Origin of the sequence: Streptomyces xanthophaeus (assembly GCF_030440515.1) — a bacterium.
Lineage (GTDB): Bacteria > Actinomycetota > Actinomycetes > Streptomycetales > Streptomycetaceae > Streptomyces > Streptomyces kutzneri.
Genome location: NZ_CP076543.1, coordinates 4839869 through 4855234, shown reverse-complemented (window position 1 = coordinate 4855234; position 15366 = coordinate 4839869). Strand labels below are relative to the sequence as shown.

Genomic DNA, 15366 nt, shown 5'->3' with positions numbered 1-15366 from the left:
ACGATATTCGAATGTCTCACCGGATAGACCTCCGCACCGTGCCGTACGACCACCCGGACGCGGTCAAACTCAACGACCAGGTCCAGCTGGAGTACCAGGAGCGGTACGACGGTGAGGGCGACGCCACCTTCCTGGACCCGGCGATGTTCGCCCCGCCGCACGGCCTGTACCTGCTGGCGTACGACGCCACGGGCACCCCGGTGGCGAGCGGCGGCTGGCGCACCCAGGACGAGAACGACCAGGGCTACGCGGACGGCGACGCGGAGCTCAAGCGCATGTACGTCGTCCCGGAGGCCCGCGGCCTGGGCCTGGCCCGTCGCATCCTGGCGGTCCTGGAGGAGGACGCCCGCGCGGCGGGCCGCCACCGCATGGTCCTCGAAACGGGCGACCAGCAGCCGGAGGCGATAGCCCTGTACCTCTCCTCGGGCTACACCCTGTCCGCGAAGTTCGGCCACTACCGCTTCCACGACTCCAGCCGCTGCATGACAAAGCCCTTGACCGAAGCCTGACCCGCTCGCTCTTCCAGCCCCGCTCTTTCAGCCCCGCCGGCGTTCGAGGCGCGGGGGCCCGGGGCAGCGCCCCCGCAACGGCGCCGCACCCGCCCCGCCCCGCCGCCCCCTACCGCGGGAGCCAGACGGCCCGGTCCGTCCCCCACCGGGACGGCCCCGCCCCCCACTCCCCGAAGGGACTGGCGGCGTGCCGCAGCACCCCGTACCCCGACGGAGTCACCCGCAGCCACGGCTCCGCCGCATACCCCGAAGCCCCCGCACCCAGCCCCGCACCCCCTCGGGAGAGCCCCCGCACGAGCCACGACCCCGTCCCCGCGAGGGAGAACCGCAGCCCCCGCCCGCCCCCCTCCGCCAGCGCCCGCAGCACCCCGGCCGCCACCAGGTACCCCGTCCCGTGGTCCAGCGCCTGCGCCGGCAGCACTCCGGGCCTCCCGTCGGGCCCGGCACACGCGGCGGCGATCCCGTACCCCGCCTGCACCAGCGAGTCGAACCCCCGCCGCCCCGCCCACGGCTCCGCCGCCCGCCACCCCCACGCGCACAGCTCGGCCACCACCAGCCCCGGCCACCGTTCCAGCAGCTGCCGCGCCCCGAGCCCGTACGGCTCCAGCGCGCCGGGCCGGTAGCCCGTCACCACCACGTCGGCCCCGGCGAGCAGTCCCTCGAAGACGGCCCGGTCCCCCGCCTCCGCCAGGTCCAGCAGCGCCGACCGCTTCCCGAAGCCGGTGTCCGCGTACGCGTCGTCCGCCTCCGGCAGCCGCGGCGGGTCGATCCGCAGCACGTCCGCCCCCAGCAGCCCGAGCGTGCGCGTGGCGACGGGCCCGGCGATGACCCGGGTCAGGTCCAGTACCCGCACCCCGGTGGCGGGCCGGCCGGCCGGGGCTTCGCCGAGGATCCGTCCCCGCGCCCCTGTCACGCGTACGGGCTCCACCAGCGGCTGCGGCTCCCCGTAGTCCCGTGCCACGGCGACGGCGAGTCCGCCCGCCCCGTACACGAGCTCCTGCACCCGGGCGGCGGTGCGCCCCGCGACCGCGGCGCGCAGCGCCTCCGGTGTCGCCGAGGGCAGCCGCAACGCCCGTACCAGCGCGGCTTCGTGGTGGGGATAGTTGGCGTGCGTGCGCACCCAGCCGTCCGACGTCCGCCAGAAGCCGGACAACGGCGCGAAGGTCACCGGTGTACGCCCCTCCACCCGCAGGTGCCGCTCGCTGACGAACGCCGTCGCCACCGCGCCCTCGTCCACCACCGGCGGAGCCGCGTCGTCCGCCCCGCCCCCGGCCCGCACCGCCGCCAGCTCGGCCGCGGCCAGCCCGCACACCCCGACGGTCGCGCGCGCCAACTCGGCCACCGGGAGCGGCCCTTCCCCCAGGTCGCCGACTCCGCGGTGGCGCACCCGCCCGACGAGCTCGGGCGCCCCTCCGAGCGCCTCCCAGGCCTGGGCCGTTCCGCTGTCCCGTTCCTCGCCGCGTGTCATGAACCCATGATCACCCACCCTGCCCGCCCGGCCCCGAGCGCGTCACAGCCCGCCTGTCCCACCGGCCGGCCGGCGGCTTCAGTCCGGGGCCCACTGACCTGTTGTCAGTGGGCGCCCCTACGGTTCTGCCGTGCCGAACTCCTATACGACCTTGTGGACCGACGCCCTGTGCCGAGAGCTCGAACGTACGGGCCGTACCGGGCAGCGCCTCACGATGCTGTTCGGCGGCCCGCACCAGTCGCTGCCGAGCTTCGTACGGGCGGGGGTCCGGCCCGGCGACACCGTCTTCCCCGTCCGGGCCTTCCGCAAGCGGCTCCACGTACTGGGAGCCATGGAGGTGTCGCGGATCATCCCCTACGCGGACGCCGGGGCAGAGCTCCACGACGACGACTACGCGAAGCTGCTGGACTGGCGGACGCTGAAGGCGGGCTGCGTCACCGAGGTGCTGCTCGGACCGCCCGGTTCCGCGCTCGGATTCGACAGAGCCGTCCCGGCCGATCTGCTGGAACGTCTCACGTACACCTCCCGCCGCGGTGAACGCACCCTCAAGCACGTCGTGGACGGCGAACTGGTCCGCTCCGTCAGCGTCCAGGGCATCTACCGGCTCGCGACCGACTCGGCCGCCGAGCTCCGCCGGCTCGTCCTGGAGCACGGCCGGTGACCGGCGACCGGCGGACCGCGGGCGGTGCGCGGGGCCGCCCGCTCGACGCCGGCGGCGGCTCCGGGACGGTCCGGGATCCCCGGGAACCCCGCAAACGCCGAGATCCCGCCCGGTCTTCCGACCGGACGGGATCTCGTGACGTTCACGAGAGCTACTCGCGAACTGTCGTCTGTGGACCTGTGGGGATTTGAACCCCAGACCCCCTCGATGCGAACGAGGTGCGCTACCAGACTGCGCCACAGGCCCTTGCGACGTGTGAAACATTAGCATCCCCGCGCGGGTGCTCCAAAACCGATATCCCGGAGCGTCCGCGCAGGTCACCGATCACTCGTTCGCGGCGCGCGGGCGGTCTTCGCCCTCGTACTGGTCGAACAGCGGGGTGCGGCCCTTGCCCTGGCCGCGCGGGCGCGGGGTGGTCTGGGGCTTCGGCTCCGCCTTGGGAGGTCCGGGCTGGGCGCGCAGCCGGGGTTCCGTCGGCTCGGCCGTGCTGGAGCGGGTCGCGCTCCAGGCGTCCGGGGCCGCCGGGCCCGTGGCGCGGGGGGCCACCGGGGCGGTCACGTACGTCGGCAGCGGGACCGGGACCGGCTCCCAGCTGTCACCGCGGGCGGGGCCGCGTTCGCGCTCGCGCTGCTGGTCCACCCACTCGGCGTGGTCGGTCTGTTCGACCAGTGCGCGCCGTCCGGCCTCCTGCGGGGAAACCGGTGGCGCAGGGTCCGGTTCGGTGCCCGCCGCGGCCTCGGGCTCACGGCGGCTCGGGCGGTTCTCCCGCAGCTGCCGCGCGGCCGCCTCGGCGCGCCGCCGGTCCATGGTGAACTCGTAGCGCCGTCGCTCCTGGACCCGCAGGTGCACGATGTACGTGCTCAGCAGCAGGGCGGGAACGGCAGGGGCCCACAGGTAGTGCAGGCCGCCCACCGCGGCGACGACGGCACCAAGGGTGAAGACCAGGAAGAGGAGCGCGGTGGTGCGCCGGCGGCGCGCGAGGACCTGGAGCCGCTGTTCGCGCCGGGCCCGCTCCGCCCGCTGCTCCCGTTCGACGGTGGCCGGTCTCGGCTCCGCCCTGGTCGGGGGCACGGCAAAGGCCCGGGCGTCGGCGTCGACGGAATCAACTGTTTCCGTCGCGGCGTCCGGGTCCGCGTGGGGCTCCGCCTGCTCGTCACCACGCTCACGCAGCCCCTTGGCGTAACGGCGCTCCATTCCCGCCCGGCCGGAAAGCAGCCGAATGGCAGTGGAGAAGCGTTCCGTCGGACGGGCTTCGTTCAGCTCGTCCTGCCTCCGGAGCCACATGGGCACCAAGTAGGCGGCCCAGGCCCCGACAATGACTGCGTAGATGAGGCCGCTGCTGCTCACACCTCACACCGTAGAGGGGCGCGGCCGAGGGGATCGGCCAATTGGGCCGGTGTGTCGCGCGATCTCGCTGATATCACGGACTTTTTTTGTGATTCTTCGGATCAGGTTATGGGCGAATCGGTTACCCGAGGCCATTAATTCGAACAGATATTCGTTTATCGGTGGTCCGGGCGATCCCCGCTATTTCGGCGGGGACTGCGAGTGCCGCGCACGGTGCCAGCGGCGCAGCAGCCCCTCCGGGACCTCCTCGACCGTCACCGCGTAGACGAGGTGGTCGCGCCAGGCGCCGTCGATGTGCAGATAGCGCGGCCGCAGCCCCTCCTCGCGCAGGCCCAGCTTCTCCACGACCCGCCGGCTCGGAACGTTCTCGGGGCGGATGCACACCTCGATCCGGTGCAGGCCGACCTTCCCGAAGCAGTGGTCCACCGCCAGCGCGACCGCCGTCGGCATCACACCGCGGCCCGCCACCTCGCGGTCCACCCAGTAGCCGATGTGGCCCGCGCACATCGAGCCCCAGGTGATCCCGGCGACCGTCAGCTGGCCCACCAGCCGGCCCTGGTACTCGATGACGAAGGGCAGCATCCGGCCCGCGTTCGCCTCCGCCCGCAGATGGCGGACCATCTGGCGGTACGTGGGCCGCTGGACCACCGGCCCCCACGGCGCGGGCGGCGGAATCGTGGCCTCCCACGGCCGGAGCCAGTCGCGGTTGCGCCGGTTGACCTCGCGCCAGGCCTTCTGGTCCCGCAGCTTTATCGGCCGGAGCGTGACATCGCCGTCCGACAGGACCACCGGCCAGGTCGGGCCGTTCAGCTCGTGCTCCCGGAGGGTGCCGCCGGTCTGGGGTGGTCGCCGCCCCGCATCTGGTCCACCGCGTGCGGCAGGACGCGGGCCAGGACGGCGAGGCCGTCGCGCACCCCGCCCGTCGAGCCGGGGAGGTTGACGATGAGGGTGCGCCCGGCCACGCCCGCCAGGCCCCGCGACAGGGCCGCGGTCGGCACCTTCGCCAGGCCTTCGGCGCGGATGGCCTGCGGGATGCCGGGGATCTCGTAGTCCAGCACCCGCGCGGTGGCGTCCGGGGTGCGGTCGGTCGGCGAGATCCCGGTGCCGCCGGTGGTCAGGATGACGTCGTACCCGGCGGCCACGCCCTCGCGCAGCGCCTGCTCGACGGGATCGCCGTCCGGGACGACCTGCGGGCCGTCCACGGTGAAGCCGAGCTCCTGCAGCGCCTCGGCCAGCAGCGGGCCGCCCTTGTCCGCGTACACGCCCTGCGAGGCCCGGTTCGAGGCCGTGACGACCAGGGCCCGGCCCAGCGACTGCGGGGAGCCCGCCGTCTCGGCGGCGACACCATGGCCGTGGCCGGTGCCATGGGCGTGCGTGTGGGTGTGGCTGTGGACCTCGCCGCCGCGCGGGGCGTTCACGAGCGCGCCCAGTCGCCGGACTTGCCGCCGGTCTTCTCCTCCACCCGGACGTCCGTGATGACCGCGCCCTTGTCGACCGCCTTCACCATGTCGATCACGGTGAGGCCGGCGACCGCGACCGCGGTCAGCGCCTCCATCTCGACGCCCGTGCGGTCGGTCGTCTTCACGGTGGCGAGGATCTCCACGGCGTCGTCGGTGACCCGCAGGTCCACCTTCACGCCCGAGACGGCCAGCGGGTGGCACAGCGGGATCAGGTCGGGGGTCTTCTTCGCCCCCATGATCCCGGCGATGCGCGCGGTCGCGAGGGCGTCGCCCTTGGGGACGCCCTCGCCGCGCAGCAGCTCGATCACCCGCGGGGCGACCAGTACGCGTCCGCTGGCCCGTGCCGTCCGGGTGGTGACGTCCTTCCCGGACACGTCGACCATCCGGGCCGCGCCGGCCTCGTCGATGTGGGTGAGCCTGCTTTCGGTACTCATTGCTGCGCCGCTCCGCTCTGGGCTCCCGGGGAGCCTGTGTGGTGCGACACACGCTACCCGCACCGGCCCGACTTCAGCCGAGCAGGATCACTTCCAGCTCGGTCCCCGGCTCCACCGAGGTGACGTCCTCCGGTACGACCATGAGGGAGTCGGCGTGCGCCAGCGCGGCGATCAGGTGGGAGCCCGATCCGCCGACCGGGCTGACGGTGCCGCTCTCGGCGTCGTACTTGCCGCGCAGGAACTGGCGGCGGCCGGCCGGGGAGCCGAGTGCCTTGTCGGCGCTCAGCACCGCTCGCACGCTCGGCCGCCCGACCTCGGACTCCGGCAGCCCCATGAGGGTGCGGATCGCGGGGCGCACGAACAGCTCGAAGGAGACGTACGAGGACACCGGGTTGCCGGGCAGCGCCAGCAGCGGGGTGTGGTCCGGTCCGATCGTGCCGAAGCCCTGCGGCTTGCCGGGCTGCATGGCGAGCTTGCGGAAGTCCATCCGGCCGCCGTCGACGTCCTCCCCCGCGCCCTCGTCGGACTGCCCGACCGAGGACAGCGCCTCCTTGACGACGTCGTACGCGCCGACGCTGACCCCGCCCGTGGTGACCAGCAGGTCGGCCCGGATCAGCTGGTCCTCGATGGTGGAGCGCAGGGTGTCGGCGTCGTCGGCGACGGCGCCGACCCGGTAGGCGATGGCTCCGGCGTCCCGCGCGGCCGCGGCCAGCGCGAAGCTGTTGGAGTCGTAGATGGTGCCCGCCGTGAGCGCCTCGCCGGGCTGGACGAGCTCGCTGCCGGTGGACAGGACCACCACGCGGGGGCGCGGCCGCACCCGTACGGTGCCGCGCCCGATGGCGGCCAGCAGGGCGATCTGCGGCGGCCCGAGGACGGTGCCGGCCGCGAGGGCCAGGTCACCGGCCTGTACGTCGCTGCCGCGGGCGCGGACGTGCGCCCGTGCCTCGGCGGCGCGGTGCACCCGTACCTCGCCGCCCGCGTGTTCGGGGGCGGCGCTGGCCGGGGTCATCCCGGCGGCCGCGCCGCCGCCCGTGCCGCCGTCGGTCCACTCGACCGGTACGACGGCTTCCGCGCCGGGCGGCAGCGGGGCGCCGGTCATGATCCGGGCAGCCTCGCCGGGGCCCACGGTGGGCAGCTCACCGCTGCCCGCCGCGACGTCCCCGACGACGGTGAGCACCGCGGGGAACTCCTCGCTCGCACCCTGGACGTCGGCCGTTCGGACGGCGTAGCCGTCCATGGAGCTGTTGTCGAAGGGCGGGAGGGCGACGGGCACGGTCACGTCCTCGACCAGGACACAGCCCTGGGCGTCCAGCAGTTGGAGCTCGATGGGCTCCAGCGGCCGGACGGCCGAGAGGACGTCCGCGAGGTGCTCGTCCACGGACCACAGACGGTGGCCGGTGTCCTGCGGTGCGGAACTGCTCAAGGTGCTACATCTCCTCCGTGACGTAACGGTGAAGCCAGGTGCGGAACTCGGGGCCCAGGTCCTCACGCTCGCACGCGAGGCGGACGATGGCCCGCAGGTAGTCGCCGCGGTCCCCGGTGTCGTAACGACGGCCCCGGAAGATCACGCCGTGCACCGGACCGCCGACGGTCTCGTCGGCGGCCAGCTTCTGCAGGGCGTCGGTGAGCTGGATCTCCCCACCGCGGCCCGGCTCGGTCTCCCGCAGTATGTCGAAGATCGCGGGGTTGAGGACGTAGCGTCCGATGACCGCGTAGTTGCTGGGGGCGTCCTGGGGGTCCGGCTTCTCGACGAGGCCGGTGATGCGGACGACGTCCTCCTCGTCCGTGGCCTCGACGGCGGCGCAGCCGTAGAGGTGGACGTTGGCCGGGTCGACCTCCATGAGCGCGATGACGGTGCCGCCGGTACGGGCGTAGATGTCCGCCATCTGGCGCAGCAGCGGGTCGCGCGGGTCGATGAGGTCGTCACCGAGCAGGACGGCGAAGGGCTCGCGGCCGACGTGCGGCTCGGCGCACAGCACCGCGTGGCCCAGGCCCCGCGGGTCACCCTGGCGGACGTAGTGCATGGTGGCCAGGTCGCTGGACTCCTGGACCTTCTTCAGGCGGTCGTCGTCGCCCTTGGCGATGAGGGCCGACTCCAGCTCGTAGTTCCGGTCGAAGTGGTCTTCCAGGGCACGCTTGTTACGCCCAGTGATCATGAGAACGTCATCGAGCCCGGCCCCGACGGCCTCCTCGACCACGTACTGGATGGCCGGCTTGTCCACAACCGGGAGCATTTCCTTCGGGGTCGCCTTGGTCGCCGGAAGGAAGCGGGTGCCGAGGCCAGCGGCCGGAATCACGGCCTTCTTGATCACGGGGTGCAACATAGTCATGCCCCGAACGATAGTGGGCTTCCGTCGAACGCCGGACGGGACCGCATCAGGTAGATACAGGTATGCCCCGATTCGGAAGGATATTTGATTTCCTCGTGGCAGAGAACCAGCCCACCGCCTCCGCCAAGGCCGAACTGCGCCGGGAACTGCTCGCCGCACGCCGCGCCTTGTCCCCCGAAAACCGCCGTACGGCGGCCGCCGCACTCGCCGTCAGCTCCTTCGAACTGCCCGAACTGGCCGGTGCCCGCACGGTGGCGGCCTACGTCTCCGTCGGCACCGAACCCGGTACCCGGGAACTCCTCGACGCCCTGCGCGCGGCCGGCAAGCGGGTGCTGCTCCCCCTGCTGCTGCCCGACGACGACCTCGACTGGGCGGCGTACGAAGGCCCGGACACACTCGCCGAGGCCGCCCACCCGGGCAAGATGCGGCTGCTGGAGCCGACCGGCCCCGCACTCGGACCGGACGCGATCACCGGGGCCGACGCCGTGCTGCTGCCCGGGCTCGCCGTGGACGGCCGCGGCATGCGCCTCGGTCGCGGCGGGGGCTCGTACGACCGGGTGCTGGAGCGCGTGGAGCGCGCCGGGGCGCATCCCGCACTCGTCGTGCTCCTCTACGACGACGAGGTGGTCGCGCGGGTCCCGGAGGAACCGCACGACCACCCCGTGCAGGCGGTGGCCACCCCGTCAGGGGTGCGCCGCTTCAGTGCATGACGACCTGGTCCGCGCCCTGACCCTTACGAACCCTCGGGCTTGAGGGTCAGGGTGTCGACCGTGGCCTTCTCGACGGCGTCCTTGCCGAAGGGCCACTCCAGCAGCTCGCCCTTGGCCCACATCGTCGTCTGGTCCGTGTAGTGCGCGTTGTACGCGTGCCCCGAGGCACCCGTCAGGTTGATCCAGCGCGACTTGTCGAGGTCGTTGAGGTTCACGACCATCCGCATCGAGGGCACCCACGTGACCCCGTACCCGCTGGAGGCGTTCCAGCCGGTGGCGTTGACCGTGGCCTCGCCGCCGCCCACGTTCCACGGGCCGCGGTTGAGGAGCCACTGCATGAAGCCGGGGCCCTCGGTGCCGATCGTCTGGTTCTTCAGCGTCAGCTGGTGCAGCCGGCCCCAGCTCCAGGTGGACTGGTCCTTGCCGAGCTTGGCGGTCAGCTCCCAGCGGGCGTCCCTCATGGCCCGGGCGAAGAGCTCGTCGCGGGTGGTGGCCGCCGGCTGGGTCACGGTCTGCGGCGAGGTCCACCACGGCGACTTCTCGTCCTTGACCAGGCGGCGGACCACCTCGAACCAGCGGTCGCCGCCGTCGGGCTGCGCCGAGTCGGAGCCGCGGGTGCCGCATTCGCGGACCGTCTTGGCGAGGTCGTCGGCCGGGCCGGTGCCGTTGCCGAGGACGTTCATGCAGCTGCCCTCGATCCGCAGCTCCTTGGGCATCTTGTCGCCGAAGGAGAGCTTGAGGATGTTGCGCCAGACCGCGTTGAAGTAGGCCGCGGCCGCCGAGTCGGGCTCCTGCGTGTAGTTCCAGCCGTCCAGCAGCTTCTGCGCGGCGCGCACGCCCGGGTCCGAGACCTCTATCTTCGCCAGCATCGGGGTCAGCAGCGCGGCGATCTCGCTGCTGTTGTCCATCTGCATGGTGCGCATGTCGTCGGTCGAGATCCGGCCGCCGTCCTTGATCTTCGCCTCGATGAGGTCGTTGATCCGCTGGCTGCGGGCGCCGTAGCCCCAGTCGGTGGTCAGCACGTACGGGTACTTGCCCGCGCCCGTCCCGCTCTCCACGACGGCCTGGTTGGCGGTGACGATGTAGCCGCGGGACGGGTTGAGGTCCCAGGGCATCTCGTTCTGCTGTATGTAGCCGACGTTGCTGTCCCTGCCGCCCTTCCAGGCGTACTTGGAGTCCCAGCCCGGGGCGGGCATCCGGCCGTCGTGCTGGCCGCGCACCGGGATGCGGCCCGGGGCCTGGTAGCCGATGTTGCCGTTGGCGCCCTTGTTGTCGGCGTAGATCAGGTTCTGGGACGGGACCTCGAAGTCGGCGGCCGCCTTGCGGAAGTCGTCGAAGGTCTTGGCCTTGTCGAGCTTGAAGACCGCGTCCATGGACTTGCCCGGGTCCAGCGCCGTCCAGCGCAGGGCGACGGCGTAGCCGTCCCCGCGGTCGGGGGCGGAGCTGGCGACGGGGGCGCGGGTGCCGACGGTGCCGAGCTCCTCGCTGCGGTCGGAGACGAGCGGGCCGTTGTTGGTCGTGCGGACGGTGATCTTCTTGCTGTCGCCGCCCGCGACCTTGATGACCTCTTCACGGGTGGCGAAGGGGAGCACCCTGCCGTCGTACACGTAGCCCTCGGGCTTGACCTGCTCCAGGTAGAGGTCGGTGACGTCGGCACCGAGGTTGGTCATGCCCCAGGCGATGTCGGTGTTGTGGCCGATGACCACGCCGGGCATGCCCGAGAAGGTGTAGCCGGCCACGTCGTACTGGCACTGGGGCGAGACCGCGCGGCAGTGCAGGCCCATCTGGTACCAGACCGAGGGCAGCTGCGGGGACAGGTGCGGGTCGTTCGCGAGCAGCGGCTTGCCGGTGGTCGTGTACTTGCCGGAGACGACCCAGGAGTTCGAGCCGATGCCGCTGCCGTTGGGGCCGAGGATCGCGGGGATCTTGTCCAGGGTGTCGGCGAGGGAGGTCAGCTGGGTGCGCAGGCCCACGGTCGCGCCCTGGGCGGCGGTGTTGCCGGCCAGGCCGTTGGCCGGGCCGTCGACCGGGCCCGTGACGGCCGAGGTCTGGGTTCCGGCGGCGTTGCCGCTGCCCGAGCCGGTACCGGTACCGGTACCGGTGCCCGAGCCGTTGCCGGCGGCGACGCCCTGCGGGCTGTACTTCCCGCCGTCGACCTTGCCGCCCTCGACGATCGGCTTGTTCCGGTCGAAGGGGTACGGCGGGTAGAGCTCGTCGATCTGCGCCTGCGAGAGCTTGGTCGCCATCAGCGCGCGGTCGATCTCGTCCTGCATGTTGCCGCGCAGGTCCCACGCCATCGCCTTGAGCCAGGCCACCGAGTCCACCGGCGACCACTGCTCGGGCTTGTAGTCGTCGCTGAGCTCGAGCGCGGCGTGCTCGACGGAGAGGTCCTTGCCGGACTTCCCCTTCAGGTACGCGTTGACCCCGTCGGCGTAGGCCTGGAGATACTTCTTGGTCTCGGGCGAGAGCTTCTTGTCGAACTCCTCCTGCGCGACCTGGCGCCAGCCCAGCGTGCGCAGGAAGGCGTCGGTCTCGACCTGTCCGGAACCGAACATCTCGGAGAGCCGGCCGGACGTCATGTGACGTCGTACGTCCATCTCCCAGAACCGGTCCTGCGCGTGCACGAAGCCCTGCGCGCGGAAGAGGTCGTCGTCGTTGTCCGCGTAGAGCTGCGGAATGCCGTGGGCGTCGCGCTTGACGTCGACGGTCCCGGTCAGGCCCGGCACCTTGAGGGAGCCGGTCGTCTGGGGGAAGGAGGCGCGCACGCTGTCCACGCTCCAGTACGCCCCGTAGCCGAGGCCCGCGAAGAGCGCCAGGACCAGGACGAGCACGATCAGACGGGCGCGTCGTCCCTTCTTCTTGACGGGAGGAGCGGTTTCGTTGGCGGGCATCGCTGTCCTTAGAGGGGCAGGGTGGTCCTGGGAGTACTGGGAGCAACCATAGGCGCACGACCGCCTTCGTTGATCCGCCAGGGGTCGAGGTGCTGAGGACAGGGGGGAACAGGCGTTTCACAATGTGGTTATCGCGTAAAGGGCGCGTCAAAGATTAGGTAAGGTAACGAACTACTTGCCGAACTTGTCGCCGGGAGGATCGATCCGCCGGGCGCATTGAGGAGGGCCGCCCGCTGACTGTCCACACGCTCAATGAGCTTCTGCTGGTCTGCTCGCTCGTGCTGCTCGTCGCCGTGGCGGCGGTACGCATCTCTTCACGCAGCGGCCTCCCCAGCCTGCTCATCTACCTCGGCATAGGCATCGCGATAGGACAGGACGGCATCGGCAACGTCGTATTCGACAATGCCGAGCTGACCCAGGTCATCGGTTATGCCGCGCTCGTCGTGATCCTCGCCGAGGGTGGTCTGGGCACCAAGTGGAAAGAGATCAAGCCGGCCCTGCCGGCCGCGGTCATGCTGTCACTGGTGGGCGTCGCAATCAGCGTGGGCGTGACGGCGGCGGGAGCGCATTACCTGGTCGGGCTGGAATGGCGCCAGGCCCTGCTGATCGGCGCGGTCGTCTCCTCGACCGACGCGGCGGCCGTCTTCTCGGTGCTGCGCAAGGTGCCGCTGCCGGCCCGGATCACCGGCGTGCTGGAGGCCGAGTCCGGTTTCAACGACGCACCCGTCGTCATCCTGGTGGTGGCCTTCTCGACCGTCGGCCCGGTGGACGAGTGGTACGTCCTGATCGGGAAGATCGCCCTGGAGCTGGCGATCGGCGCCGCGATCGGCCTGACCGTGGGCTTCCTGGGCGCGTACGGGCTGCGGCACGTCGCGCTGCCCGCCTCCGGCCTCTACCCGATCGCCGTGATGGCCATCGCCATCGTGGCGTACGCGGCCGGCGCCATCGCGCACGGCTCCGGCTTCCTCGCGGTGTACCTGGCGGCGATGGTGCTCGGGAACGCGAAGCTTCCGCACTGGCCTGCCACCCGGGGCTTCGCCGACGGGCTCGGCTGGATCGCCCAGATCGGCATGTTCGTGCTGCTGGGCCTGCTGGTCACCCCACACGAGCTGGTCCGCGACTTCTGGCCCGCCGTGGTCATCGGGCTGGTGCTGACGATGGTGGCGCGGCCGCTGGAGGTCTTCATCAGCCTGCTGCCCTTCCGGATCTCCTGGCAGGAGCAGGTGCTGATGTCGTGGGCGGGCCTGCGCGGGGCCGTGCCCATCATCCTGGCGACCATCCCGATGGTGTCCGGGATCGAGGGCAGCGACCGGGTCTTCAACATCGTCTTCGTGCTGGTCGTCGTCTACACCCTGGTGCAGGGCCCGACCCTGCCCTGGCTCGCGCGCAAGCTGAACCTGGGAAGCGGGGACGAGGGCGCGTTCGACCTCGGGATCGAGTCGGCGCCGCTGGAGAAGCTGCGCGGGCACCTGCTCTCCTTCTCGATCCCGCCGGCCTCGCGGATGCACGGCGTGGAGGTGAGCGAGCTGCGGCTGCCGCCGGGGGCCTCGGTCACGCTGGTGGTCCGGGACGCGAAGAGTTTCGTACCGGCGCCGTCGACCGTGCTGCGGCGCGGGGACGAGCTGCTGGTGGTGGCCACGGATCCGGTGCGGGACGCGGCGGAGGCACGGCTGCGGGCGGTGGCCCGGGGCGGCAAGCTCGCGGGGTGGCTGGGCACGGGCGGACCCGTTTCGCGCTAGCGCACCGTTAGAGCGTCGTTCTAATTCCGCCGATTTGGCCGAGGTATGCCCGATTTTGCCTGCTTTTCCGGGCTCTTTACATGCGAAGCAGCCGTTAATCCCAGGTGAAGACACCCCTTGTCGCCGAATTCACAGGGCGTGGTAGTGGCTTTCCCTGTACGATGAAGGCACACCAGATCGAACCAACTCTGCCTGACGCAGAGCTGGCGCGACCGCAAAGCGGCCGTGGCACCACCCCGACGTGGGCGCCCAGGTATCACTCGGTTCTGCGCAAGAGGACAGCTCTCGGGGCTCCCACATGTACGGGTGCGGTCGCTCACAAGGCGAAGCACCGTCCGCAGACGGGGACGCTCTACCAGGCAGCGGAAAGGCAAGGCCGTGACATCCGCGGTCACGACCGACACGTCCGCCCGCCCCGGCTACGGGCAGCTCCTGCGCACTCCCGGCGCCCTCGGCTTCGTACTCCCCGGCTTCGCAGCACGACTCCCCTTCGGCATGCTGACGATCAGCATCCTGCTGCTGGTCCAGCACACCACCGGTTCCTACGGCAGCGCCGGCATCGTCGCGGCCGTCACCGGTATCTCCATGGCACTGTCCGCCCCGCTGATGGGCATCTTCACCGACCGCTTCGGCCAGACGGCCGTCCTGCTGCCCGTGGTCCTCGCACACTCCGCCGCCGTCACCGGCCTGGCCGCGCTCGCGCTGCTGGACGCCCCGGTCTGGGCGCTGGCGCTGGCCGCCGTACCCACCGGTGCCTCGGTGCCGCAGGTCGGACCGATGGTCCGGGCACGCTGGGCCGCCAAGCTGGAGGGCTCGCCGCTGCTGCCGACGGCCGCCGCCTTCGAGTCCGTCACCGACGAGTTCACCTTCGTCGTCGGGCCGGTCCTCGCGACCGCGCTGTGCACCGGCGTCCACCCGGCGGCCGGCCTGGTCACCGAGGCCACGCTGACCCTGCTCGGCGGCCTGCTCTTCGCTGCCCAGCGGGCCAGCCAGCCCACGACGCACGCCCCGTCGCTCACCGGTGAGAAGCGCGCCTTCGCACTGTCCTTCCCGGGCCTGCGCGTCCTGATCTTCGCCTTCTTGGGGATCGGCGCCGTCTTCGGCGGCATGCAGGTCTCGCTCGCCGCCTTCTCCAACGAGATCGGCAACCCCGGCGCCAACGGCCTGCTCTACGGAGTCTTCGCCGCGGGCAACATGATCGCCGGTATCGCCATGGGTGCCATCGCCTGGAAGATCGGCCCGCGCCGCCGGCTGATCCTGGGCTACATCGGCCTCACCGCCGCCGCGTCCGTCCTGTGGGCCGCGAACTCGATGATCCTGCTGGGCGCGATCGGCCTGGTCGTCGGCCTGTGCATCGCCCCGGCGCTGATCACCGGCTACACGATGGTCGAGCAGCTGGTCCCCGCGAACGCGCGGACCGAGGCCTTCACCTGGCTGACCGGCTCGATCGCCTTCGGTCAGGCCATCGCCGTCATCCTGGCCGGCCGTCTGACGGACGCGCACGGATCCTCGTTCGGCTTCCTGGTGCCCATGGGTGCCACCGCGCTCGCGCTGACCACCCTGCTGGCGCTGCGCGCGAAGCTCGCCCCGAAGGCCCCGAGCCGGATCGTGAACGCGTCCGCGCAGGAGGCCGCGCCTGCGGCCGCAGCCCCGGCGAAGACGCAGTCGAAGACCCAGGCGGCCACCCGCATCACCCCCTCGCCGGCCTCCCGTAACCGGGTGAACGAGCGTGGGATGGGTCACCGCGTGCCGGTGACGGTGGACTGATCCGCCGGAATACGTCACCATGGAGCGTCGTTAGCACTCATTGAGTCAGA

13 protein-coding genes and 1 tRNA gene are annotated in these 15366 nt (G+C 71.7%); 5 read left to right on the top strand and 9 right to left on the bottom strand.

Annotation, left to right across the window (positions count from 1 at the left end; all coding sequences use genetic code 11):
• Window positions 1–11 precede the first annotated feature (11 nt).
• Window positions 12–509 carry a GNAT family N-acetyltransferase gene (locus KO717_RS21600; RefSeq protein WP_301370392.1) on the top strand — a complete coding sequence of 166 codons (498 nt, stop codon included), beginning with the start codon at window positions 12–14 and terminating at the stop codon, window positions 507–509.
• 109 nt (window positions 510–618) lie between these two features.
• Here the strand turns inward: KO717_RS21600 and KO717_RS21595 are convergent, their stop codons facing one another.
• Entirely contained in the window at window positions 619–1977 is a 1359-nt protein-coding gene (locus KO717_RS21595; RefSeq protein ID WP_301370390.1) for a CoA transferase, read from the bottom strand.
• A 130-nt stretch (window positions 1978–2107) separates the two neighbouring features.
• On the opposite strand from KO717_RS21595, the gene KO717_RS21590 reads away from it, so the two are divergent.
• A complete protein-coding gene (locus KO717_RS21590; protein ID WP_301370388.1) occupies window positions 2108–2638 on the top strand; it encodes a hypothetical protein in 531 nt (176 codons plus the stop codon).
• A 172-nt stretch (window positions 2639–2810) separates the two neighbouring features.
• On the opposite strand, the gene KO717_RS21585 is transcribed toward KO717_RS21590, so the two are convergent.
• From KO717_RS21585 to galU, 7 genes are all read right to left on the bottom strand, one after another.
• A tRNA-Ala gene (locus tag KO717_RS21585) sits at window positions 2811–2884 on the bottom strand.
• Window positions 2885–2962: 78 nt separating this feature from the next.
• Complete coding sequence (gene sepX / locus KO717_RS21580; RefSeq protein ID WP_301370387.1) at window positions 2963–3985, bottom strand: divisome protein SepX/GlpR; 1023 nt, start codon at window positions 3983–3985, stop codon at window positions 2963–2965.
• A gap of 180 nt (window positions 3986–4165) precedes the next feature.
• A complete protein-coding gene (locus KO717_RS21575; RefSeq protein ID WP_301370385.1) occupies window positions 4166–4774 on the bottom strand; it encodes a GNAT family N-acetyltransferase in 609 nt (202 codons plus the stop codon).
• Window positions 4775–4791: 17 nt separating this feature from the next.
• Window positions 4792–5295, bottom strand: coding sequence for a MogA/MoaB family molybdenum cofactor biosynthesis protein (locus KO717_RS21570; RefSeq protein WP_367401586.1), 504 nt, complete (start codon window positions 5293–5295; stop codon window positions 4792–4794).
• 104 nt (window positions 5296–5399) lie between these two features.
• Window positions 5400–5879: a cyclic pyranopterin monophosphate synthase MoaC gene (gene moaC, locus KO717_RS21565; protein ID WP_030761826.1), complete on the bottom strand. Its 480-nt coding sequence runs from the start codon at window positions 5877–5879 to the stop codon at window positions 5400–5402.
• Window positions 5880–5952: 73 nt separating this feature from the next.
• Window positions 5953–7302, bottom strand: coding sequence for a molybdotransferase-like divisome protein Glp (glp, locus tag KO717_RS21560; RefSeq protein WP_301370380.1), 1350 nt, complete (start codon window positions 7300–7302; stop codon window positions 5953–5955).
• 4 nt (window positions 7303–7306) lie between these two features.
• Window positions 7307–8209, bottom strand: coding sequence for a UTP--glucose-1-phosphate uridylyltransferase GalU (galU, locus tag KO717_RS21555; protein ID WP_301370378.1), 903 nt, complete (start codon window positions 8207–8209; stop codon window positions 7307–7309).
• A gap of 95 nt (window positions 8210–8304) precedes the next feature.
• Between galU and KO717_RS21550 the strand changes: the two genes are divergently transcribed.
• The gene (locus tag KO717_RS21550) at window positions 8305–8919 is read left to right on the top strand and encodes a 5-formyltetrahydrofolate cyclo-ligase (protein ID WP_437184546.1); all 615 of its coding nucleotides are present in this window, start codon (window positions 8305–8307) and stop codon (window positions 8917–8919) included.
• A 23-nt stretch (window positions 8920–8942) separates the two neighbouring features.
• On the opposite strand, the gene KO717_RS21545 is transcribed toward KO717_RS21550, so the two are convergent.
• The gene (locus KO717_RS21545; RefSeq protein WP_301370376.1) at window positions 8943–11810 is read right to left on the bottom strand and encodes a penicillin acylase family protein; all 2868 of its coding nucleotides are present in this window, start codon (window positions 11808–11810) and stop codon (window positions 8943–8945) included.
• A gap of 215 nt (window positions 11811–12025) precedes the next feature.
• Here KO717_RS21545 and KO717_RS21540 point away from each other — a divergent pair, with 215 nt between their 5' ends.
• Together KO717_RS21540 and KO717_RS21535 are read left to right on the top strand one after the other, a co-directional pair.
• The gene (locus tag KO717_RS21540; protein WP_301374652.1) at window positions 12026–13549 is read left to right on the top strand and encodes a potassium/proton antiporter; all 1524 of its coding nucleotides are present in this window, start codon (window positions 12026–12028) and stop codon (window positions 13547–13549) included.
• Window positions 13550–13927: 378 nt separating this feature from the next.
• Window positions 13928–15316, top strand: a complete 1389-nt coding sequence (locus KO717_RS21535; protein ID WP_301370375.1) for an MFS transporter — start codon at window positions 13928–13930, stop codon at window positions 15314–15316.
• Window positions 15317–15366: the final 50 nt, after the last annotated feature.

Coding starts and splice junctions, on each gene's coding strand:
- KO717_RS21600 (WP_301370392.1), top strand. CDS start 12: ATGTCTCACCGGATAGACCTCCGCACCGTGCCGTACGACCACCCGGAC.
- KO717_RS21595 (WP_301370390.1), bottom strand. CDS start 1,977: ATGACACGCGGCGAGGAACGGGACAGCGGAACGGCCCAGGCCTGGGAG.
- moaC (WP_030761826.1), bottom strand. CDS start 5,879: ATGAGTACCGAAAGCAGGCTCACCCACATCGACGAGGCCGGCGCGGCC.
- galU (WP_301370378.1), bottom strand. CDS start 8,209: ATGACTATGTTGCACCCCGTGATCAAGAAGGCCGTGATTCCGGCCGCT.
- KO717_RS21545 (WP_301370376.1), bottom strand. CDS start 11,810: ATGCCCGCCAACGAAACCGCTCCTCCCGTCAAGAAGAAGGGACGACGC.